Source organism: Parviterribacter kavangonensis (assembly GCF_056863335.1).
Map to the genome: position 1 here is coordinate 143241 of NZ_JBXPJA010000002.1, position 16594 is coordinate 159834.

The 16594-nt window shown below is 72.1% G+C and carries 19 protein-coding genes; 7 read left to right on the plus strand and 12 right to left on the minus strand.

Annotated elements, in window-relative coordinates:
• The first annotated feature begins 38 nt into the window (after nucleotides 1-38).
• Both AC1UE4_RS16420 and AC1UE4_RS16425 read left to right on the plus strand, forming a co-directional pair.
• Nucleotides 39-368 (plus strand): hypothetical protein, encoded by a 330-nt coding sequence (locus AC1UE4_RS16420; RefSeq protein ID WP_482918385.1) that lies wholly within the window; start codon nucleotides 39-41, stop codon nucleotides 366-368.
• A 1-nt stretch (nucleotide 369) separates the two neighbouring features.
• The gene (locus tag AC1UE4_RS16425) at nucleotides 370-1386 is read left to right on the plus strand and encodes a helix-turn-helix domain-containing protein (protein WP_482918386.1); all 1017 of its coding nucleotides are present in this window, start codon (nucleotides 370-372) and stop codon (nucleotides 1384-1386) included.
• Here AC1UE4_RS16425 and AC1UE4_RS16430 read toward each other — a convergent pair.
• Together AC1UE4_RS16430 and AC1UE4_RS16435 are read right to left on the minus strand one after the other, a co-directional pair.
• On the minus strand, nucleotides 1383-3203 hold the full coding sequence (locus AC1UE4_RS16430; RefSeq protein WP_482918387.1) for a CheR family methyltransferase: 1821 nt from the start codon (nucleotides 3201-3203) through the stop codon (nucleotides 1383-1385). The two genes, AC1UE4_RS16425 and AC1UE4_RS16430, sit on opposite strands and share 4 nt — an antisense overlap.
• Nucleotides 3204-3206: 3 nt before the next feature.
• Nucleotides 3207-4178: a chemotaxis protein CheB gene (locus tag AC1UE4_RS16435; protein WP_482918388.1), complete on the minus strand. Its 972-nt coding sequence runs from the start codon at nucleotides 4176-4178 to the stop codon at nucleotides 3207-3209.
• Between the two features lie 66 nt (nucleotides 4179-4244).
• Between AC1UE4_RS16435 and AC1UE4_RS16440 the strand changes: the two genes are divergently transcribed.
• Complete coding sequence (locus AC1UE4_RS16440) at nucleotides 4245-4475, plus strand: hypothetical protein (RefSeq protein ID WP_482918389.1); 231 nt, start codon at nucleotides 4245-4247, stop codon at nucleotides 4473-4475.
• A gap of 10 nt (nucleotides 4476-4485) precedes the next feature.
• Here the strand turns inward: AC1UE4_RS16440 and AC1UE4_RS16445 are convergent, their stop codons facing one another.
• Genes AC1UE4_RS16445 through AC1UE4_RS16455 form a run of 3 tightly spaced genes read right to left on the minus strand, consistent with a single transcriptional unit; the run spans nucleotide 4486 to nucleotide 7260 of the window.
• Complete coding sequence (locus tag AC1UE4_RS16445; RefSeq protein WP_482918390.1) at nucleotides 4486-4827, minus strand: cupredoxin domain-containing protein; 342 nt, start codon at nucleotides 4825-4827, stop codon at nucleotides 4486-4488.
• Entirely contained in the window at nucleotides 4827-6158 is a 1332-nt protein-coding gene (locus tag AC1UE4_RS16450; protein WP_482918391.1) for a right-handed parallel beta-helix repeat-containing protein, read from the minus strand. The genes AC1UE4_RS16445 and AC1UE4_RS16450 overlap by 1 nt, the downstream gene beginning before the upstream one ends.
• Nucleotides 6159-6177: 19 nt before the next feature.
• The gene (locus AC1UE4_RS16455; RefSeq protein ID WP_482918392.1) at nucleotides 6178-7260 is read right to left on the minus strand and encodes a multicopper oxidase domain-containing protein; all 1083 of its coding nucleotides are present in this window, start codon (nucleotides 7258-7260) and stop codon (nucleotides 6178-6180) included.
• A gap of 67 nt (nucleotides 7261-7327) precedes the next feature.
• On the opposite strand from AC1UE4_RS16455, the gene AC1UE4_RS16460 reads away from it, so the two are divergent.
• Complete coding sequence (locus AC1UE4_RS16460) at nucleotides 7328-7921, plus strand: TetR/AcrR family transcriptional regulator (RefSeq protein WP_482918393.1); 594 nt, start codon at nucleotides 7328-7330, stop codon at nucleotides 7919-7921.
• Between the two features lie 3 nt (nucleotides 7922-7924).
• Here AC1UE4_RS16460 and AC1UE4_RS16465 read toward each other — a convergent pair whose 3' ends face one another.
• On the minus strand, nucleotides 7925-8764 hold the full coding sequence (locus AC1UE4_RS16465) for a DUF1206 domain-containing protein (RefSeq protein WP_482918394.1): 840 nt from the start codon (nucleotides 8762-8764) through the stop codon (nucleotides 7925-7927).
• Between the two features lie 12 nt (nucleotides 8765-8776).
• A complete protein-coding gene (locus AC1UE4_RS16470; RefSeq protein WP_482918395.1) occupies nucleotides 8777-9520 on the minus strand; it encodes a phosphatase PAP2 family protein in 744 nt (247 codons plus the stop codon).
• Between the two features lie 202 nt (nucleotides 9521-9722).
• Between AC1UE4_RS16470 and AC1UE4_RS16475 the strand changes: the two genes are divergently transcribed.
• Together AC1UE4_RS16475 and AC1UE4_RS16480 are read left to right on the plus strand one after the other, a co-directional pair.
• Entirely contained in the window at nucleotides 9723-10502 is a 780-nt protein-coding gene (locus AC1UE4_RS16475) for a phosphatase PAP2 family protein (protein WP_482918396.1), read from the plus strand.
• Nucleotides 10503-10566: 64 nt separating this feature from the next.
• Nucleotides 10567-10785, plus strand: a complete 219-nt coding sequence (locus AC1UE4_RS16480) for a hypothetical protein (RefSeq protein ID WP_482918397.1) — start codon at nucleotides 10567-10569, stop codon at nucleotides 10783-10785.
• 9 nt (nucleotides 10786-10794) lie between these two features.
• Here AC1UE4_RS16480 and AC1UE4_RS16485 read toward each other — a convergent pair whose 3' ends face one another.
• The 5 genes from AC1UE4_RS16485 to AC1UE4_RS16505 all read right to left on the minus strand — a co-directional run bounded on the left by AC1UE4_RS16485 (nucleotide 10795) and on the right by AC1UE4_RS16505 (nucleotide 15307).
• Entirely contained in the window at nucleotides 10795-11106 is a 312-nt protein-coding gene (locus tag AC1UE4_RS16485) for an ArsR/SmtB family transcription factor (protein WP_482918398.1), read from the minus strand.
• Nucleotides 11107-11225: 119 nt separating this feature from the next.
• On the minus strand, nucleotides 11226-12032 hold the full coding sequence (locus AC1UE4_RS16490) for a DNA-3-methyladenine glycosylase family protein (protein WP_482918399.1): 807 nt from the start codon (nucleotides 12030-12032) through the stop codon (nucleotides 11226-11228).
• A 59-nt stretch (nucleotides 12033-12091) separates the two neighbouring features.
• Entirely contained in the window at nucleotides 12092-12949 is an 858-nt protein-coding gene (locus tag AC1UE4_RS16495; protein ID WP_482918400.1) for an LLM class flavin-dependent oxidoreductase, read from the minus strand.
• Between the two features lie 10 nt (nucleotides 12950-12959).
• A complete protein-coding gene (locus AC1UE4_RS16500) occupies nucleotides 12960-14006 on the minus strand; it encodes an LLM class flavin-dependent oxidoreductase (RefSeq protein WP_482918401.1) in 1047 nt (348 codons plus the stop codon).
• A gap of 35 nt (nucleotides 14007-14041) precedes the next feature.
• Entirely contained in the window at nucleotides 14042-15307 is a 1266-nt protein-coding gene (locus AC1UE4_RS16505; RefSeq protein ID WP_482918402.1) for an esterase/lipase family protein, read from the minus strand.
• Between the two features lie 40 nt (nucleotides 15308-15347).
• On the opposite strand from AC1UE4_RS16505, the gene AC1UE4_RS16510 reads away from it, so the two are divergent.
• Complete coding sequence (locus AC1UE4_RS16510; RefSeq protein ID WP_482918403.1) at nucleotides 15348-16535, plus strand: hydroxymethylglutaryl-CoA reductase; 1188 nt, start codon at nucleotides 15348-15350, stop codon at nucleotides 16533-16535.
• Nucleotides 16536-16594 lie beyond the last annotated feature (59 nt).

Here is a 16594-nt window from a genome sequence, read left to right on the forward strand (position 1 = left end):
CACCTATGAATCTGACGGGAGAGGGGTATCGTCGGTCCATGGCCATGGACCGGCGGGACGCTGCGCCGCCGACCGCGCAGCGGGCGGAGCGCCTCGCTGATGTAGCGGAGCGTCGCGCGGAAGCCGCTGCCGAGCGGGCCGTCCGGGCGCGCGAGCGCGCGGAGATCGCCCGCGAGGAGCTCGCCGAGGCGCCCACCGACCGCGCGCGCCGGGCCCACGAGCACGAGATCGAGGCGCACGAGCGGGCGGCAGTGCGCCAGGACGAGGCCGCCGCGCTCGAGCGGCATCTCGCGGCGGAGCAGCGGATCCACGCCGACCACGAGCGCGCGCATGACCAGTTCATGCGCGGGCACGCGAAGGAGAGCTGACGTGACGCAGGTCGTCGCCCTCTCCAGCCACGTGCGCGACGGCGGCATCGCTCGTGGCGCGATCGCCCTGCTGGTCGAGGACCCCGAGCTCGGCGCCGCGATCCCTCCCGCCGACCGGCCGCTGGCGGAGCGGCTCGTCGTCGTCCCGGGCTTCACCGTCGCGACGGGCGCCGCTGAGCTCGAGCAGCTCGCCGAGGAGCCGCACCTCGGGCTCCTCGTCCTCGAGGGGTTCGTCACGGTGAACATCGCGCTCGACGACCGGATCGGGTCGCTGCTCGCCGGCCCCGGCGACGTGCTGCATGCCTGCACCGGAACCGCCGGCAGCGTCCCCAGCCACCTCTCCTACTCGGTCAGCGAACGCGCGCGCCTCGCGCTGCTCGACCGCCGCTTCATCGCCGCGATCCGGCGCTGGCCAGAGTTGATCATCGCGCTGCACGACCGGTTGGGGGCCCAGGAGCACCGCCTCATGGTCCACGCCGCGATCGGCAAGCTGCGACGCATCGAGGACCGCGTGCTCGCGGTGCTCTGGCACCTCGGCGAGCGCTGGGGCCGGATGACGCCCGACGGCGTGGTGGTGCCGCTCGTGCTGACGCACGAGACGATCGGCCGGCTGGCCGGCGCGGAGCGGCCGACGGTGTCGCTGGCGCTCACCGAGCTGGCCGAGCGCGGCGAGGTCGTGCGCCGGGACGACGGTGCGTTCCTGCTCGCGCCGGACTCGTGGGAGCGGCTTGACCCCGGCGCCTCGCCGGAGCGCGCGCGCCCGCTCCGCATACGCCGAGCGACCGGCGGCAACGGGAAGACGGCCGAGTCCGCCGCGCTGCCGTCGCGCCTCCGCGCGAACGTCGACATCACCGCGCTGCACGACCGCATCGCCGCGGTGCGCGAGGGCCTGCCGGACCGCACGCGCGACGTCGACCACATCATCGAATCCTCGCGCGCGGTCGCCGCGCGCAGCCGCGAGCTCCGGGAGCGCCTCGCCGAAGGGCGCCGCGCGCGGATCACGCGGCCGGGCGACTAGTCGGCCAAGCGCTTCGTCAGGAGGATCGCCGCGGAGCCGTCCGAGCCGGCGATGGCCAGCGGCGCGATCGTGACGTGGCAGCGGAAGGCGCGGCCGCGCCGGTCGATCGCCTCGATCGCCAGCTCCTCCGGCTCGCCGCCCGAGCTGAGGACCTCCCGCAGCTGCGTGCGCAGCCGGTCGAGCGGCAGCCCGACATCGAGCGCGAGGATGTGCTCGCCCACCGCCTCGTCGCGGCGGACGCCCCACAGCTCCTCGGACTGCGCGTTCCAGACCCGAACGCGCTGGTCGTGGTCGACGACCACGACGCCGACGCCCATGCTCGAGAGGATCGTGTCCATGAACGCGTTCGCCTCGTTGAGCTGCAGCGAGCGTGAGCGCAGCTCGTCGTTGGTCGTCTCCATCTCCTCGTTGGAGGACTGGAGCTCCTCGTTCATGGTCTCGAGCTCCTCGTTCGTCGACTGGAGCTCCTCGTTGGTGGTCTCGAGCTCCTCGTTCGTCGACTGGAGCTCCTCGTTGGTGGTCTCGAGCTCCTCGATCGTGGACTGCAGCTCCTCGTAGGCCGCGCCCAGCTCGCTCTTGGAGCGCTCGAGGTCCTGCTCGAGCCGCTTCTGCGGCGTCACGTCGAGGAACGTGACGGTCACGGCCGAGATCTCCGAGTCGGCCTGCATCGGCGCGAGCCGCACCTCGAGCGTGCGCGCGTCGGCGCCCTCGCCGGTCGTCACCGTCCCCGCCTCGACCGGGCGCCCGTCGCCGAACACCGCATCGAGCCCGGCACGCAGCTCGGCGGGGCGGTAGGAGACGCGGAGGTCCTTCAGCGGGCGCCCGATGTCCTCGGACCCGATCTGCAGCAGCGAGCGGGCCACCTCGTTGGCGGCGACCAGCGTCCGCGCTCGATCGACGACGAGCTGCGCGACCGGGCCGGCGTCGAACGCGGCGAGCGCGAGGTCGTCGTCCGTGTGGCCGTTCGGCTCGGGCGGGACGACGGTCATGCGCTCACGCACGGCGGGCCGCTCGACCTTGCTGAAGAGGCGGCGCTTGAGGGAGATGGGGCGGAAGAGCTCACCACGGGTGAGAAGCATCTCGGACTTGCCGAGGAACAGGCAGCCCGTCGGCTGCAGCGCGAAGTGGAACCGACGAAGGATCGCGCTTTGCGTCTCGGCGTTGAAGTACATCAACGTGTTCCGGCACGCAAGGACGTCAACACGCGAGATCGGTGCATCCTGCACCAGGTCGTTGCGGCCGAAGATCAGCGCCCGCCGCAGGTCCTTGCGGAAGACGAAGCGCTGATCCATGCGCTCGAAGTACTTGGCGCGCAGGTCCTCGGGCACCGACTCGAGCTGCTTGGTCGAGTAGACCGCTTGCCGCGCCTGGTCGAGCGCCTCCTCGTCGACGTCGGTCCCGTAGATCTTCACGCGCTCGCGGAACGCGCGCTCGCCGAGCGCCTCGCACAGCAGCATCGCCAGCGAGTACGCCTCCTCGCCCGACGCGCACCCCGCCGACCAGACGCGGACCTGCGGCCGGGACTCGGCCGCCTCGAGGACGCCCGGCAGCGCCTCGTCGCGCAGCGTGTCCCATGACTCGGGGTCGCGCAGGAAGCCCGTGACGTTGATGAGGATCGTGTTGAAGAGGACCGGGAACTCGTCGGGATGGACCTGGAGGTAGTCCAGGTACTCCGTGTACGACGTGCAGCCGGTCGCCTCGATGCGCTTCGTGATGCGCCGGTTGATGCTGGCGCTCTTGTAGCCCGTGAAGTCGAACCCGCGGGTGGTCTTCAGGTAGTCGAGAACGGCGTCGAAGCCTTCCGGAAGCTCCGTCATGTCCTACTCGTCGAGGATGGCAGGGGAGACGGCGTTGAGCGGGAGCCGGCCGTCCTCGATGAGGCGGCGGATCGTCTCGCCGGCCTTGGTGACCTCCTCTGCCTGCTCGCGGAACGCCAATGCGCTGCGGTCGTGGCCGTTGGCCTCGGCGCGCGACGCCATCTCCTCGAGCAGGGTCCGGCGGTCGCCGAGCAGGCGCGCCGACGCCCAGAGCGCGGACTCGATGTCCCGGCCCTGCTCCGCGTCGAAGCTCTCCGGTGAGTACGCGTGGCCGACCGAGCAGCGGAACGACAGCACGTCGCCGGTCTCGTACCGCCAGAGCGCGCCGCCGCAGTCGGGGCACGTGTAGCGCGTGGCCGAGGGGTCGTCCGTCTCGAGCGCGGGCTCGCGGTCGTCGTCGGTGTCGTTGCTCATGGCATTCGCGAACTGGGTGAGCGCCGTTGCGAGCGCGGAGAGCGGCAGGACGGCGTCAGGTGGCACGTACCGCAGGACGCTCCGGATCATGCCATCGAAGAGCGCCTCCTCGGGATCCTGGAGGAAGATCCGCCCGCCCGCGGTCTTGATCGCGATCATCCCGCGGGTCCCGTCGTCGCGCGTCCCGGACAGGATGACACCGGCGCTGGGGCCGTCGAAGGAGGCGACCGAGGCGAAGGTGGGGTCGATCGCGGGCCGGTGGCCGTTCTCCCGCGGCCCGACGAGCAGGCGAAGGTGGCCGTCCTCGAGCGCCATGTGGCGGTCGGGCGGGGCGATGTGGATGCGGCCCGCCTCCACCGGCATCCCGTCCTCGGCCGCCACCGCGGGCAGCGGCCCGGCGCGGTCGAGGATCTGCGGCAGCACGCTCGTGCCGCTCGCCGGGACGTGGAGGACGACGAGGATCGCGGCCCGCAGGTCGCGTGGCAGCTCGCGCACCAGCGTGGTGAGGGCTTCGACGCCGCCCGCCGAGGCGCCGATGGCGATGATGGTGGCCGGTGCCATCACCCCAGTCTCCCACCATGACGCAAGATGTACGCACCCGCTCGCGGCTGCTCTACGATCCCCGTCGTGAGCGACGGCGCCGAGATCCATGAGCGGGCTCGGCGCACGCACATGGAAGCGGCCGACCGCCACACGGAGTCGGCCGAGTTCTGGGAGCGCGTGGGCGATTCCGAACGCGCGCAGCTCGAGCGGCGCAACGCCGAGATCGAGCGTCAGGCGGCCGAGCTGGAGGGCGACCGCGCCGAGCTCGAGCGGCGTCGCCCGCTCTCCCCCAACGAGGGCCCTCCCGCGCGCTGACCGCCGCCCGCTACTTGCGGACCTTGATCGTCATCGTCATCTCCTCGTGGAAGGTGCAGACGATGAAGTACGTACCGGGCTTCTTGAGCGTCCGCTTGTAGACGTAGCCGCTCGAGCCCGGGTCGGACTGCCACTTCTTCACGCCCGCCGGCGCCTTCTTGAGCTTGACGTCGTGGACGTCGCCGCCCTCTGCCGGCCACTTGAACGCGACGGTGGTGTTCGGCTTCACCGTGGCCTTCGCGGGCAGGTAGTAGTTGTCGAGCACCTGAACGCTCTTCCGGGGGCCGGCCTGCGCCGGCGCCGCCGCGAGGGCGGCGCCGGCGATCAGCAGGACGACGAGCGGACGGCGCACTACAGGCCGGTCGGGCCGTAGGTCTTGCCGTCCTCCCAGTCGACGAGCGGGTCGAGCTCATCGGACGACGCGTGCGGGTGCTGGACCCACACGTCGCGGTACTGGCCCTGGACGCCGGCCTTCAGCATGATGTCGAAGGCCCCGTTGTCGCCGTTGCTCGTGTTCGCACCGGAGAACGGGCAGCCCGGCAGGGTCGCGGGGTCGGCCGGGACGGTGACCTCGACGCCGGTGTTGCCGGAGAAGCAGTTGCCCGAGCCGTTGCCGCTGTAGACGATGTCGCGGCCGTTCTTGTCGGTGGCGTTCAGGCCGAACGCGTTCCCGGTGACGGAGTTGTCGATCATGTCGATGGCGTCCGTCGCCTTCAAGAAGACGTTCTGCACGAGCGTCATGCCCGACAGGTAGTTGCCGTAGATGCGGTTGTTCTCGAAGCGGTTCGTGCGGCCGCTGAGCAGGATCATCCCGAGGCCCGGCGGGTAGATGAAGTCGTCGCCGCGGTTGGGCTTGAACTTCGTGTTCGACTTGGCGTAGACGTCGAAGTTGTTCCAGAAGACGTCGTTGTCAGCGAAGACGTTCTGCTCGTCGGGCGGGAACTTCTCGCTGTCGAGCGTGTTCGGCACGACGCCGACCGCGTTGTTGAAGAACTTCGACTTCGTCAGCGTGACGTAGCGGCTGTTGGTGCCGGTGTAGCCGGTCACGTTGCCCCAGGCCACGACGTTCTTGATGATCGTGCGCAGCGGCTTGGTCTGCTCGGGCGTCTGGCCGACGTAGTAGCCGCCGTCCGCCGCGAGGTAGGAGAGCGAGTTCGTCATCGAGCCGCCCTTCGCGTTGAAGGCGTAGAGCCCGTACGTGCCCGGCAGCTCGGCGATGAGCCGGTCCATGACGTAGCCGGTCGCGTTCGTGACGAAGAAGCCGTTCGCCTTGTAGCGGCGGGCCTTGATGCCCTGCATGCCGACGCCGTCGGCGCCGTTGACGAAGATGCCGTTCTGGAGCTTGCCCGAGCCCTCGAGCACCACCTTCTGCGGCGCCGCGGGATTGCCGATGAGCTTGATGAAGCGCTTGTTCTGACCGGCGATCCGCACGGACTCCTTGTAGGTGCCGTTCGCGATGCGGATCGTGTCGCCGGGCTTGGCCTTGGCGACGGCGGCCTGGATCTTGTGGAACTTGAACTGCTTGCCCTTGCCGACGCGCAGCGTCTTGAAGGGGCCCTTCGGCTTGCCCTTGACCTGGCCGGGGTTGGTGGGCGGCGGGTACGTCACCGCGCCGCTGGTGGCGGGCACGGCGACGGCCAGGGCGAGCACGCCGGCAGTCGCGATGGCGGTGGAACGGAGCAACGGGACCCTCTCTCCTTGATCAGGGCTGCACGTCGTACCAGCCCGTCATCCCACCGTCTTGGTGGGCGAAGACGTGGCAGTGGTAGAGCCAGCGGCCCGGGTTGTCCTCGACGAAGCGAGCGGTTATGGACTCGTTGGGACCGAGGGAGGGCGTGTCGACGAAAGCGCCGGCAGCGTCCTTCCAGCGGTGCCCGTGGATGTGGAAGTCGTGGAAGTTGCCGTCCATCCCGATGGCGTGCAGCGCGACGTCCTGTCCGACGCGCGCGGTGATGGTCGGCGTGTTGCCCGCATACGCGCGGCCGTTGATGCACTGGAACTGGCGGGGCAGCCCCGTGACGGGCGGCGTGAGCGAGTGCAGGTGGAGCACGTGCTCGACGTCCGGCGCCTTCGCGCCGCGCTCGCGGATGACGATCGAGCCGAAGAGGCCGCGCTGGAGGTTGACCGTGTGGTTCGGCCCGTGGTCGTGGTACGGCCACACGCCGACGGAGTCCGGCGTGCACTCCCAGCGGTACGTGAACTCCTCGCCGGGCGCGATGAAGCCGCCGGCACGCGTGAAGTCGCCCATGTAGGCGCCGTCGTAGTCCGGGTTGTACTTGACGCCGTGCGGGTGCATCGTGACCGCTTGGTCGAGCGTCTCGTCGCCGTTGCGGAAGTGCACGACGAGCAGGTCGCCGACCTCGGCGTGCAGCGTGGGGCCCGGCATGCCGGCGGCGCCGATGGGCGCGGCGAAGCCGGTGGACATCTGCTGGTAGAGGAAGGCGCGGAACTTCGTGCGGCCGGTGATCTTCCGGTCGTGCCACTCGTCGCGCTTCCTCGGCACGACGTCCCACGTCGTCGTGCGCGCCTCGATCCAGTACTCGCGGACCTGGCCGCCGTCGGCCGGCGTCGGGGTGGGGAACGGGCCGGCGTTCGGGTTGCCGCGGGTGCCGGCCTGCGCGGCGATCGCCTTCGGTCGCTTGACCTTGCGCGCGGCGGCGTCGGCCTTCGCCAGGTCGGCGGGCGAGCGCAGCACGACGCGCTCGCCGCCGATCGTGCAGATGATCGCGGCGCCGCCCGCGCCGAGGAAGGCGCGGCGGTCGAGGCGGGGGGACCGGAGGCTCACGGCGGGGCAGAGTACCAACTTTGGACACTTGTCCAAACTTCTTCCCGGTGCTACGAATGGAGATCGGATGCCCGAGCGCACTCACCGGGCCCGCGGCCGCCGCCGCCGCGAGCACATCCTCCGCGCCGCGCTTGCCGTGATCGGCGAGCGCGGGGTCGGCTCGACGACGCACCGCGCGATCGCGGAGGCGGCCGACGTGCCCGTCGCCACGACGACCTACTACTTCGACTCGATCGACGAGCTGCTCGAGGACGCGATGCGGCTGTTCGTCGCCGACGAGGTCACGTCGCTGCGGACCTTGGCCGAGGAGGTCGCGGAAGTGGATGGCAGCGCGTCGGAGGTCATCCGCGCCGTCGCCGCCGGGCTGCGCGACGCGCAGTCGGCCGCGCAGTTCGAGCTCTACGTCGAGGCGTCGCGGCGGCCGGCACTGCGCGAGGTCGTCGCCGAGTCGCTCGCCGCGTACCGCGACCTCGCCGAGGGGCTGCTGCGCCGCCTCGGGGTCCGCGATGCCGAGCGCGCCGCGCCGCTCGTCGTCGCCTTCCTCGACGGGCTCGGCGTGCAGCACGTCGCGGTCGGCGACCCCGAGCGCGAGGAGCGGATCGTGGCGGGCCTCGAGGCGTTGCTCGCGGGGTTCCGCGAGCACGCCCCGACGTCCGCCTGACGACTACACGCGCCGGTACTTGGCGTCGGCCGCCGAGTACGCCGCGAACCCGATGAGGCCGGCGGCGACAGCGCCGAGCAGCCACGGGCCGTACGACGCCTGCCCGAGCTTCGCGAGCGCGCCGTCCAGCGCGACCGCCTTGTCGGGATCGAAGTCGATCGCGGCCTTCAGCAGGAACCAGCCGATGAGCGCGAAGACGACCATGCGCGCAAGGTGGCCGAACACGCCGAGGGCGGTGAAGCCCTTCTCGACCCGCTCGCTCATCTGCTCGGTCTTCGACTTCTCGAGGAACTTGCGCTTGACGCCCTTGATCCCCTGCTCGATGCCGACGCCGATCATCACGATGCCGGCGAGGCCGACGATGTACCGCCCGCCCGGCCAGTCGAGCACGCCGCCGGTCGTCTGCTGCGCCTTGCCGCTGCCGCTCGCGCCGCCGGAGCCGGTGAGGATCCGGATCGCGGTCACGAAGAGCACCGCGTACGCGATGCCGCTCACCGCGCCGGTGATGCGCTCCTTCGTGTCGTCCGACGCCTCGCGGCCGTGGCCGATCGCCGCCCGCAGCAGCCGCCAGGCGGCGTAGCCGAACAGGCCGATCGCCACCAGGACGAGCAGGACCTTGCCGAAGGGCTGCTTGACGATCGTCTCGAGCGCGCCCTGCTGGTTGGTCGCCTTGCCCCCGTCGCCGAGCGCCAGCTTGATGGCCAGGACGCCGATGATCGCGTAGACCACGCCGCGGGCCACCAGCCCGGCGCGTGCGAGCCACTCGAGCCAGCGGCTGCCCGCCGCCTGCTCGCCCTCGGCCCGCGCGCGCCCCATCGAGACGCGGCCGGGCCCTCGTGCCACTGCGTGCTGCATCTACTGCCCCCTGTCGTGCTGTCGAAGTGCGGAGGCCGCGCCGGCGGCGCGGCAGGCGAAGAGGAGGACGGCGATCGCGCCGATGCCGATGACCACGCCGCCGGCGACGTCGAGCGGGTGGTGCATGCCGCGGTACATGCGCGACATCGCGACGACGACCGGCAGCAGCAGCGCGATCGTCCACGCGGCGAAGCGGGCGCCGCGGTTGCGGATCCGCGACGTGAGCAGCACCGTCAGGCCGCAGTAGACGGCGATCGACGCGGCGGTGTGGCCGGACGGGAAGCTGGCGTTCGCCGGCAGGTCCTCGAGGCGGTCCACGAACGGCCGGTGGCGCGGGACGGCGAGCGAGCTGACGCGGTACGTCAGCGACTCGACGGCGAGCACGAACACGGCGAAGCCGGCGATCAGCCAGCGCTTGAGCACGGCGCAGACCACGCCGATGAGCCCGACGAGGATCGGCAGGACCGGCGCGCCGCCGATCGCCGAGCCGATCGACGACCCGTCGGTGAGCGTGGCGGTGCGGTCCGCGGCGAGCGTGTGGATGAAGCGCTCGTCGGTGCGCCCGATGCCGCCGGCCGGGACGAGCACCTCGGTGACGAGCAGCCCGATGCCGATGGCGAGCGCAGCGAGGGCGAGCCAGCCGGCGAGGACGGCGGCGAAGAAGACGAGCGCGGGATGGCGTCCGGCGAGCCGGCCCGCGAAGCGCGCGGCGAGGCTGCCGCGGCGCGCGGCCAGCGCCGGCACGCCGTCGTCGCGGCGTACGTCGTCCTCCCGCGTCCGGCCAGGGGCCGGCCGACGGGTCCATCGTCCCTCGCGGTGGTCAACCGCGGTTCCCGACATGGCTCCCATCTCGCTCCTCCCTCCTTGAGGTGGGGTAGGAGGTACCCGGTGGAAGGAGTCGGCCGGACGACGATGACGATGAACGTCAGAGCAAGGTGACGGCGCGGTGGCGCTGCTGCTCGATCTTCTGCTGGCGGCCGTCGCCGGCCTCGCCGTGTGGGCCTTCACGCTGCATCACTCGCGGCGGGCCGAGCTCTCGCGCGGCGTGAAGGGGGCGCCCCGGCTGGCGGGGGCGCTGATCGCGGCGCTGGTCGTGTGCGTCGCCGGCGGTGTCGCGCTGGGCGTGCTCGCCGCGCTCGTGCGCAGCAGCAACGACCTGGTGCGGATCGACGAGAGCGTCGCGGAGTGGGGCAACCGACACGCGACGGGGTTCACGACGCACGCGCTCGACGCGATCACGTTCTTCGGTGCGCCGACGTCGGCGGCGGCGCTCGCCGTGCTGCTAACGATCGTCGAGACGGTCCGCACCCGCGACCGGTGGATCGTCCCGTTCGTGCTCGTGGCGGTCGGCGGCACCGGGCTGCTGACCCGGCTGGTCAAGGAGGGGATCGATCGTGCGCGGCCCGCGTTGAACCCCTTGGCAGAGCACCTCGGCCCGTCGTTCCCGAGCGGGCACTCCTCGTGGTCGGCGGCGTTCTGCGCCGTCGCGGCGATCCTGCTGTCGCGGGGCCGGCCGGTACCGGTGCGGGCGGTGCTCGCCGGGCTGGCCGCCGCGGTGCCGGTCGCGATCGCCGGCACCCGCGTGCTGCTCGACGTCCACTGGCTCAGCGACGTCGTGGCGGGTCTCGCGCTGGGCTGGGCGTGGGTCGCGCTGTGCGCGATCGCGTTCGGCCGCCGTGTCCTCGCGCCGATCCGGGCGCGGCCGCAGGACGTCGTGAAGGCTTGACGCCGTAGAACGGTGCGCACGCGTCGAACCGGTTCCCGGGGCGAGGGTGCGCGATGCTTCACGCATGTCCGAGCTCTCCCGCCGCCCCGGCGGCCGCCCTTCCCGCCGCCAGCGCGAGGACCGCGCCTACCGGCTCGTCCTGGCCGGTGGCGCGGCCGGCGTGGTCACCGTCGTCACGGCGGTCCTCGCCATCGCCGGCGTCATGGGGTGGGGCACCCCGATCCTCGCGGCGATCGTCGCCGCGGTGTGCGCCTTGCTCTTCCGGCGCACCGTCGGGATGTGACCGGCCGGTCTACTTGGTCAGCCCGCCGGCCAGGCCGTCGAGCGCCTTGCCCGCGTCCTGGAGGCGCTTGGTCGCCCGCGGGGCGGCCTTGTAGAAGTGCTCGACGGCGCCGCGCCGGGGGCGCGTCGACTCGAGCTTCAGCAGACCCGCTTCCGCCAGGAGGCGGACGTGGTACGCGATCAGCTGCAGCGAGACCTCGCCGCCCCAGCGGTCGGAGAGCTGCTTCGGGCTGAACGGAGACCCCGCCTCGCGCATGATCGAGATGCGAAGGGGATGGGACAGAGCGCTCAGCAGATCGGGATCCAGAGGTTCCTTGGGCATTGGATCCCCGAACCTATCGCTCGATTTGGTGCCAATGCGACTTCCTCGTTGCGTGTGCAGCATCCTTTGCGCACATCAGCGAAGTGGAACCGCTCCGGAGACACTGCGCTGACGACCAGTCAGAGAGACGCCCACAGATGCTGGAGCGCGTATGCGCGGTAAGGGCGCCAGCGTTCCGCCCGTGTGACGTCGGCGCCGAGCCTCGCGAGGGCGTGCTTGACGCCGAGGTCGCCGGGGAGGAACGCGTCGCGGTCGCCGACGGCGCGCATCGCGATGTAGTCGGCGGTCCAGGGGCCGATGCCGGGCACGGCAAGGAGGGCGTCGCGGTCGCCGAGCTCGACCTCGCCGGACGCGAGCGCCGCCGTCAGGCCGAGGAGCGCGCGGCGGCGGGACCTCGGCATCGCGAGCTGGTCCGGGTCGCTCGCGGCGATCGCCTTCGCAGTGGGGAAGAGGTGCGTGACCCCGGCGGCCGGATGGCGCAGCCGCTCCCCGTGCGCTGCGACGAGACGGCCGGCCAGCGTCGCGGCTCCTGCCAGGGAGATCTGCTGGCCGAGCACGGCGCGGACCGCCTGCTCGTGACCGTCAACCGCGCCCGGCACGCGCCGGCCCGGCGATCGCGCGACGAGGGGCGCGAGCAGCGGGTCGGCGGACAGGACCGCGCCGATCGCCTTCGGGTCGGCGTCGAGGTCGAGCATCACGCGCGTCCGCGCGATCGCCTCGTCGAGGTCGGCGGCGTCGTCGAGGGTGAACGTCGCCTCGACGCCATCGGTCGCCGGGCGAAGCTCGACGACGCCGGCGCCGCGCGGAAGACGCAGGCTGCGCGCGTAGACGTCGCCGTCGACCCGCTCGACGCCCGGCACCGCTCGCCGCGCGAAGAACGCGAGGAGGGCGCCGGCATCGAACGGCACGCGGGCCGGGAGGTCCACCCGATGGGTGGACGGAGCGGACGGGGTCGGGGGCGTCGAGACGGGGTCTCCGGCAGGGCTCATCCGACGGCGGCGCGGAGGGCCGGCGCGACCTCTCCGGCGAAGCGGTCGAGCTGCTCGGGGCCTCCGTCGGACCAGAGGACGAAGGCCTCGAAGCCGTGGTCGCGGTGGAGCATCTCGAGCTGCTCGACCCAGTGGTCGACGGGGCCGCGCAGCCAGTCCTCGGCGGGACCGTCGGTGATGACGCCGTTGACGTTCGCGACGCCGATGACGGAGGCGGGGTCGCGGCCGGCGCGCTCGGCCGCGTCGTCGATCATGCGCCGCTTGACGGCGACCTCGTCGAGCGGCATCCGCGGCAGCGACGGCACCCAGCCGTCGGCGAGCGTCCCGACGACGCGCATCATCCGCGGGCCGATCGCGCCGAGCCAGATGCCGATGTCGTGCGGCGGCGGCGGGCCCGGCTTGGCGCCGCGCAGGGCGTAGTGGGTTCCCTCGAACGGCCCCCCGTCGCCGCGCCACCAGCGCCGCAGCACCTCGATCGCCTCGACGAGCGCGTCGACCGACTCGGGGCCGGACCGGCGCGGCCCGTCCATCGCCGCGATCCCGTCCCAGAACGCGCCGGCGCCGAGGCCGAGCTCGAACCGCCCGCCACTCAGCGCGTCGATCGTCGCCGCCTGCTTGGCGAGCATCGCCGGCGGCCGCAGCGGGAGGTTCGCGACGTCGGGGAACAGCGTCACCTTCGCGGTTCGCGCGGCCGCCCACGTCAGCAGCGAGAACGTGTCGAGGAAGCGCCGCTGGTACGGGTGGTCCTGCACGCCGACGAGGTCGAGCCCGAGCCGCTCGGCGCGCACGATCTCCTCGACCGTCGCCGCCGGGTCCTCGGCGGACGGGATGACGAACGCGCCGAGCCTCACCATGGCGCCGACCCTAGTCCACGGCCGCGGGGGCCGGGGCCTCGCGGCGCGCGACCTCCTCGCGCACCACCGGCGCCACCTGCGTGCCGAACAGCTCCATCGACCGCAGCACGTCGGCGTGGCCGACCGACCCCAGGCTCATCTGCCCGATGTACCGGTCGTTGCCGAAGATCTCGTGCTGGCGCAGGATCTTGTCCGCGACCTCCTCGGGCGACCCGAGCGTGACCGCACCGGGGCGCGACGTCAGCGCGTCGTACTGCGGCTTGCCCGACGGCGGCCACCCGCGCTCGCGACCGATCTTGTTCATCATCGCGAGATAGGGCGCCGCGAACGCGCGGTCGGCATCGTGGCGCGTGTCGCCGACGAACGCGTGCGTGTTGATCGCGACCTTCAGGGACTCGGGGTCATGCCCGGCGCGCGTGCCCGCCTCGCGATAGAGCTCGACGAGCGGGCCGAAGCGCTCGAACGGACCGCCGATGATCGCGAGCGTCAGCGGGAGGCCGAGGCGGCCGGCGCGCACGACGGACTCCGGCGAGCCGCCGACCGCGACCCACACGGGCAGCGGGTCCTGCACGGGCCGCGGGTAGACCGACGCGTTCTCGAGCGGCGCGCGCAGGCGGCCCGACCACGTCACGGAGACGTCGTCGCGGATGCGCAGCAGCAGGTCGAGCTTCTCGGCGTAGAGGTCGTCGTAGTCGTCGAGGTCGTAGCCGAAGAGCGGGAACGACTCGATGAACGAGCCGCGCCCGGCCATGATCTCGGCGCGCCCGCCGGAGAGCAGGTCGACGGTGGAGAACTGCTGGAAGACGCGCACCGGGTCGTCGGAGCTGAGCACGGTGACGGCGCTGGACAGCCGGATGCGCTCCGTCTTGACGGCGGCCGCCGCGAGCACGGTCGCGGGCGATGAGACGAGGTAGTCCGGCCGGTGGTGCTCGCCGATGGCGAACACGTCCAGCCCGAGCTGGTCGGCGAGCTCGACCTCCTCCATGAGCTCGCGCATGCGCTGCTCGGGGCTGACGCCCGAGCCGAGGTCGGCGAAGGTGGCGAGTCCGAGTTCCATGCCACGCAGTGTAGCGCAAATGATTGCGCGTGCAACTACCGTACGAGGACGATCGCCTGCCCGGCGATGAAGCCGCGGCGTGTCGCGAGGACACGGCGCGGGCCGCGGTCGACGAACCGCTTGCGCAGCACCGCAACGCCGCGGCGGTTTGTCGTCCCGCGCGCGCCCGCGAGCCAGACCCGCGCCCCGCGGACGGCGACGAGCCGCTTGCCGGTGGTGCGGCGGACGAGGACGCGGACCGTGCGCACGCCGCGGCGGACGCGCTGGGGCGAGGCGGTGACGAAGAGCTTCGTGCGGCGCGGAGCGGACGACGTCGCCGGGGCGCTCCCGGCGGGGCACGGGCCGCCCGCGTAGCACTTCAGCGGCGGCTCGGCGGTGAGGTACGGCGAGCCGGTCGAGAACTGCGCCAGCACCTTGGCGTACGCAGCGGAGGAGTCGGCCGCGTATGTCGCGGGGTCGACGCCCGGCTGCGCGAACTGCGTGCACACCGCCGGGTCGATGCGCGCCGGATCGGCCGGCCCGTCGTGGGTGATGGCGTCGACGAAGAGCGCGTAACCGACCGGGTCGCGCGAGCCGAGGTCGAGGTGCTCCGTCGGGTCCGCGGGGCAGAGGTCCTGCACGGCCACGTTGGCGATGCGCCCGTCGCCGGTGCGCAGCGCCGTCGACCCGGTCGCCGCGTCCTGGTTCGGCGTGACGACCTCGTCGAAGCGCGTGTAGACCGACGTGTAGGAGATCGGCGCGTACGTCTCCGCCCCGGCGTTGAGCGCGGCGATGAACTTCGAGTCGTCGCGCTGCTGCCACGTCGCCGCGGTGCACTGCTGCGAGCAGACCGCGCGGGCGCCGGTGGTGCCGTGGTTCGACGACGCGAGCCCCACGAGGTCGTCGACCATCGCCCGCGTGTCGGGCCACCACTTCAGCGCCCACCGTGGGACCATGCCGCCCTGGCTGTGGCCGAGCACCGCGATCTTCCGCCCGGCTCGCGCGTGCATCGTCCGGATCGCACCCACCACGAACTCGGCCGCGACCTGGATGTCGTCCGTCGAGTGGCCCGGCAGCGTCACCGTGCAGTACGGCAGCCCGAGCTTCGCGAGCGCCGGCTTGTAGTTCCAGTCGTAGAAGTCCGGGTCCTCGCCCGTGCCGGGCACGAGCAGCACCGGCGTCCGGCCCGACGCGAGGTCGCCCGTGCAGACGAGGCTCTTCGCGAGCGCGTCGGCCGGGACGCTCAGCAGGGGCCCGTCGGCCCGCGCCGGGGCGGCCGCGAGCAGGGACAGGAGCAGCGCGGCGATGACCCGGAGTGGCATGGCGTTGACGGTTCCACGCGGACGGGGTAGGCAAACGGCCATGGGCACCGACACGACGCAGCGCGTTCCCGTCCCGCGCGACCGCGAGGACGACTTCACCCACGATGCCGCGCGTGCGCGGCGGGACTTCGCCAGGGATCGGACGGGCGCGGACCTCGAGCACGTCGGCAGCTACTCGTTCGACCCGCAGATCCTCAAGGGGAACGTCGAGCACTTCGTCGGCGTCGCGCAGGTGCCCATCGGCCTCGCCGGCCCGCTGCTCGTCAACGGCGAGCATGCGCAGGGCGAGTTCTACGTCCCGCTCGCGACGGCGGAGGGCACGCTCGTCGCGTCGTACAACCGCGGCATGCGCCTCCTCCACGAGGCGGGCGGCGTGACCACGACGATCATGGACGACCGGATGCAGCGCGCCCCGGCGTTCCTCTTCGAGAGCGCGCGCGAGGCGCGCGCGTTCAACGGCTGGCTCGACGAGCACTTCGACGAGATCAAGCAGGCCGCCGAGGCGACGACGAGCAGCGGCAAGCTGCAGGACATCGAGCGCTACTCCGCCGGGCGGATGCTCTACACGCGCTTCAACTACACGACGGGCGACGCCGCCGGTCAGAACCTCACCGGCAAGGCCACGCACGCCGCGTGCACGTGGATCCAGGCGAACAACCCGACGATCAAGCAGTACTTCCTCGAGTCGAACTTCGCGACCGACAAGAAGAGCTCCCAGGTGAACATGCTGCACACGCGCGGCAAGCGCGTGATCGCCGAGGCGACGATCCCGAACCACCTGTTCGAGTCGATCATGCGCTCGAACACCGAGCTCATGTACCGGGCCCGTCAGGTCTCGAACCTCGGCGGCTTCATGTCCGGCGTCAACAACAACGGCGCCCACTCCGCCAACGGCATCACCGCGATGTTCATCGCCACCGGCCAGGACGCGGCGAACGTGGCGGAGTCCTCGGCGGCCTTCGTCTACGCGGAGCTGCGGCCGAACGGCGACTACTACTACTCGGTCACGATCCCGTCGCTCATCGTCGCGACGTACGGCGGCGGCACCGGTCTCGCGACGCAGCGCGAGTGCCTCGAGCTGCTCGGCTGCTACGGCCGGGACAACGTGCGCAAGCTGACCGAGATCGTCGCCGCGACGGTGCTGTGCGGCGAGCTGTCGCTCGGCTCGGCGATCGTCGCCGAGGAGTGGGTCAAGGCGCACGACCTCCACGGCCGCAACCGGCCGTGAGCGCGCCGGCGCCTTAACACGCAGTCAACACGCGCTGCGCCGGGACTTCGCCCGGAAAT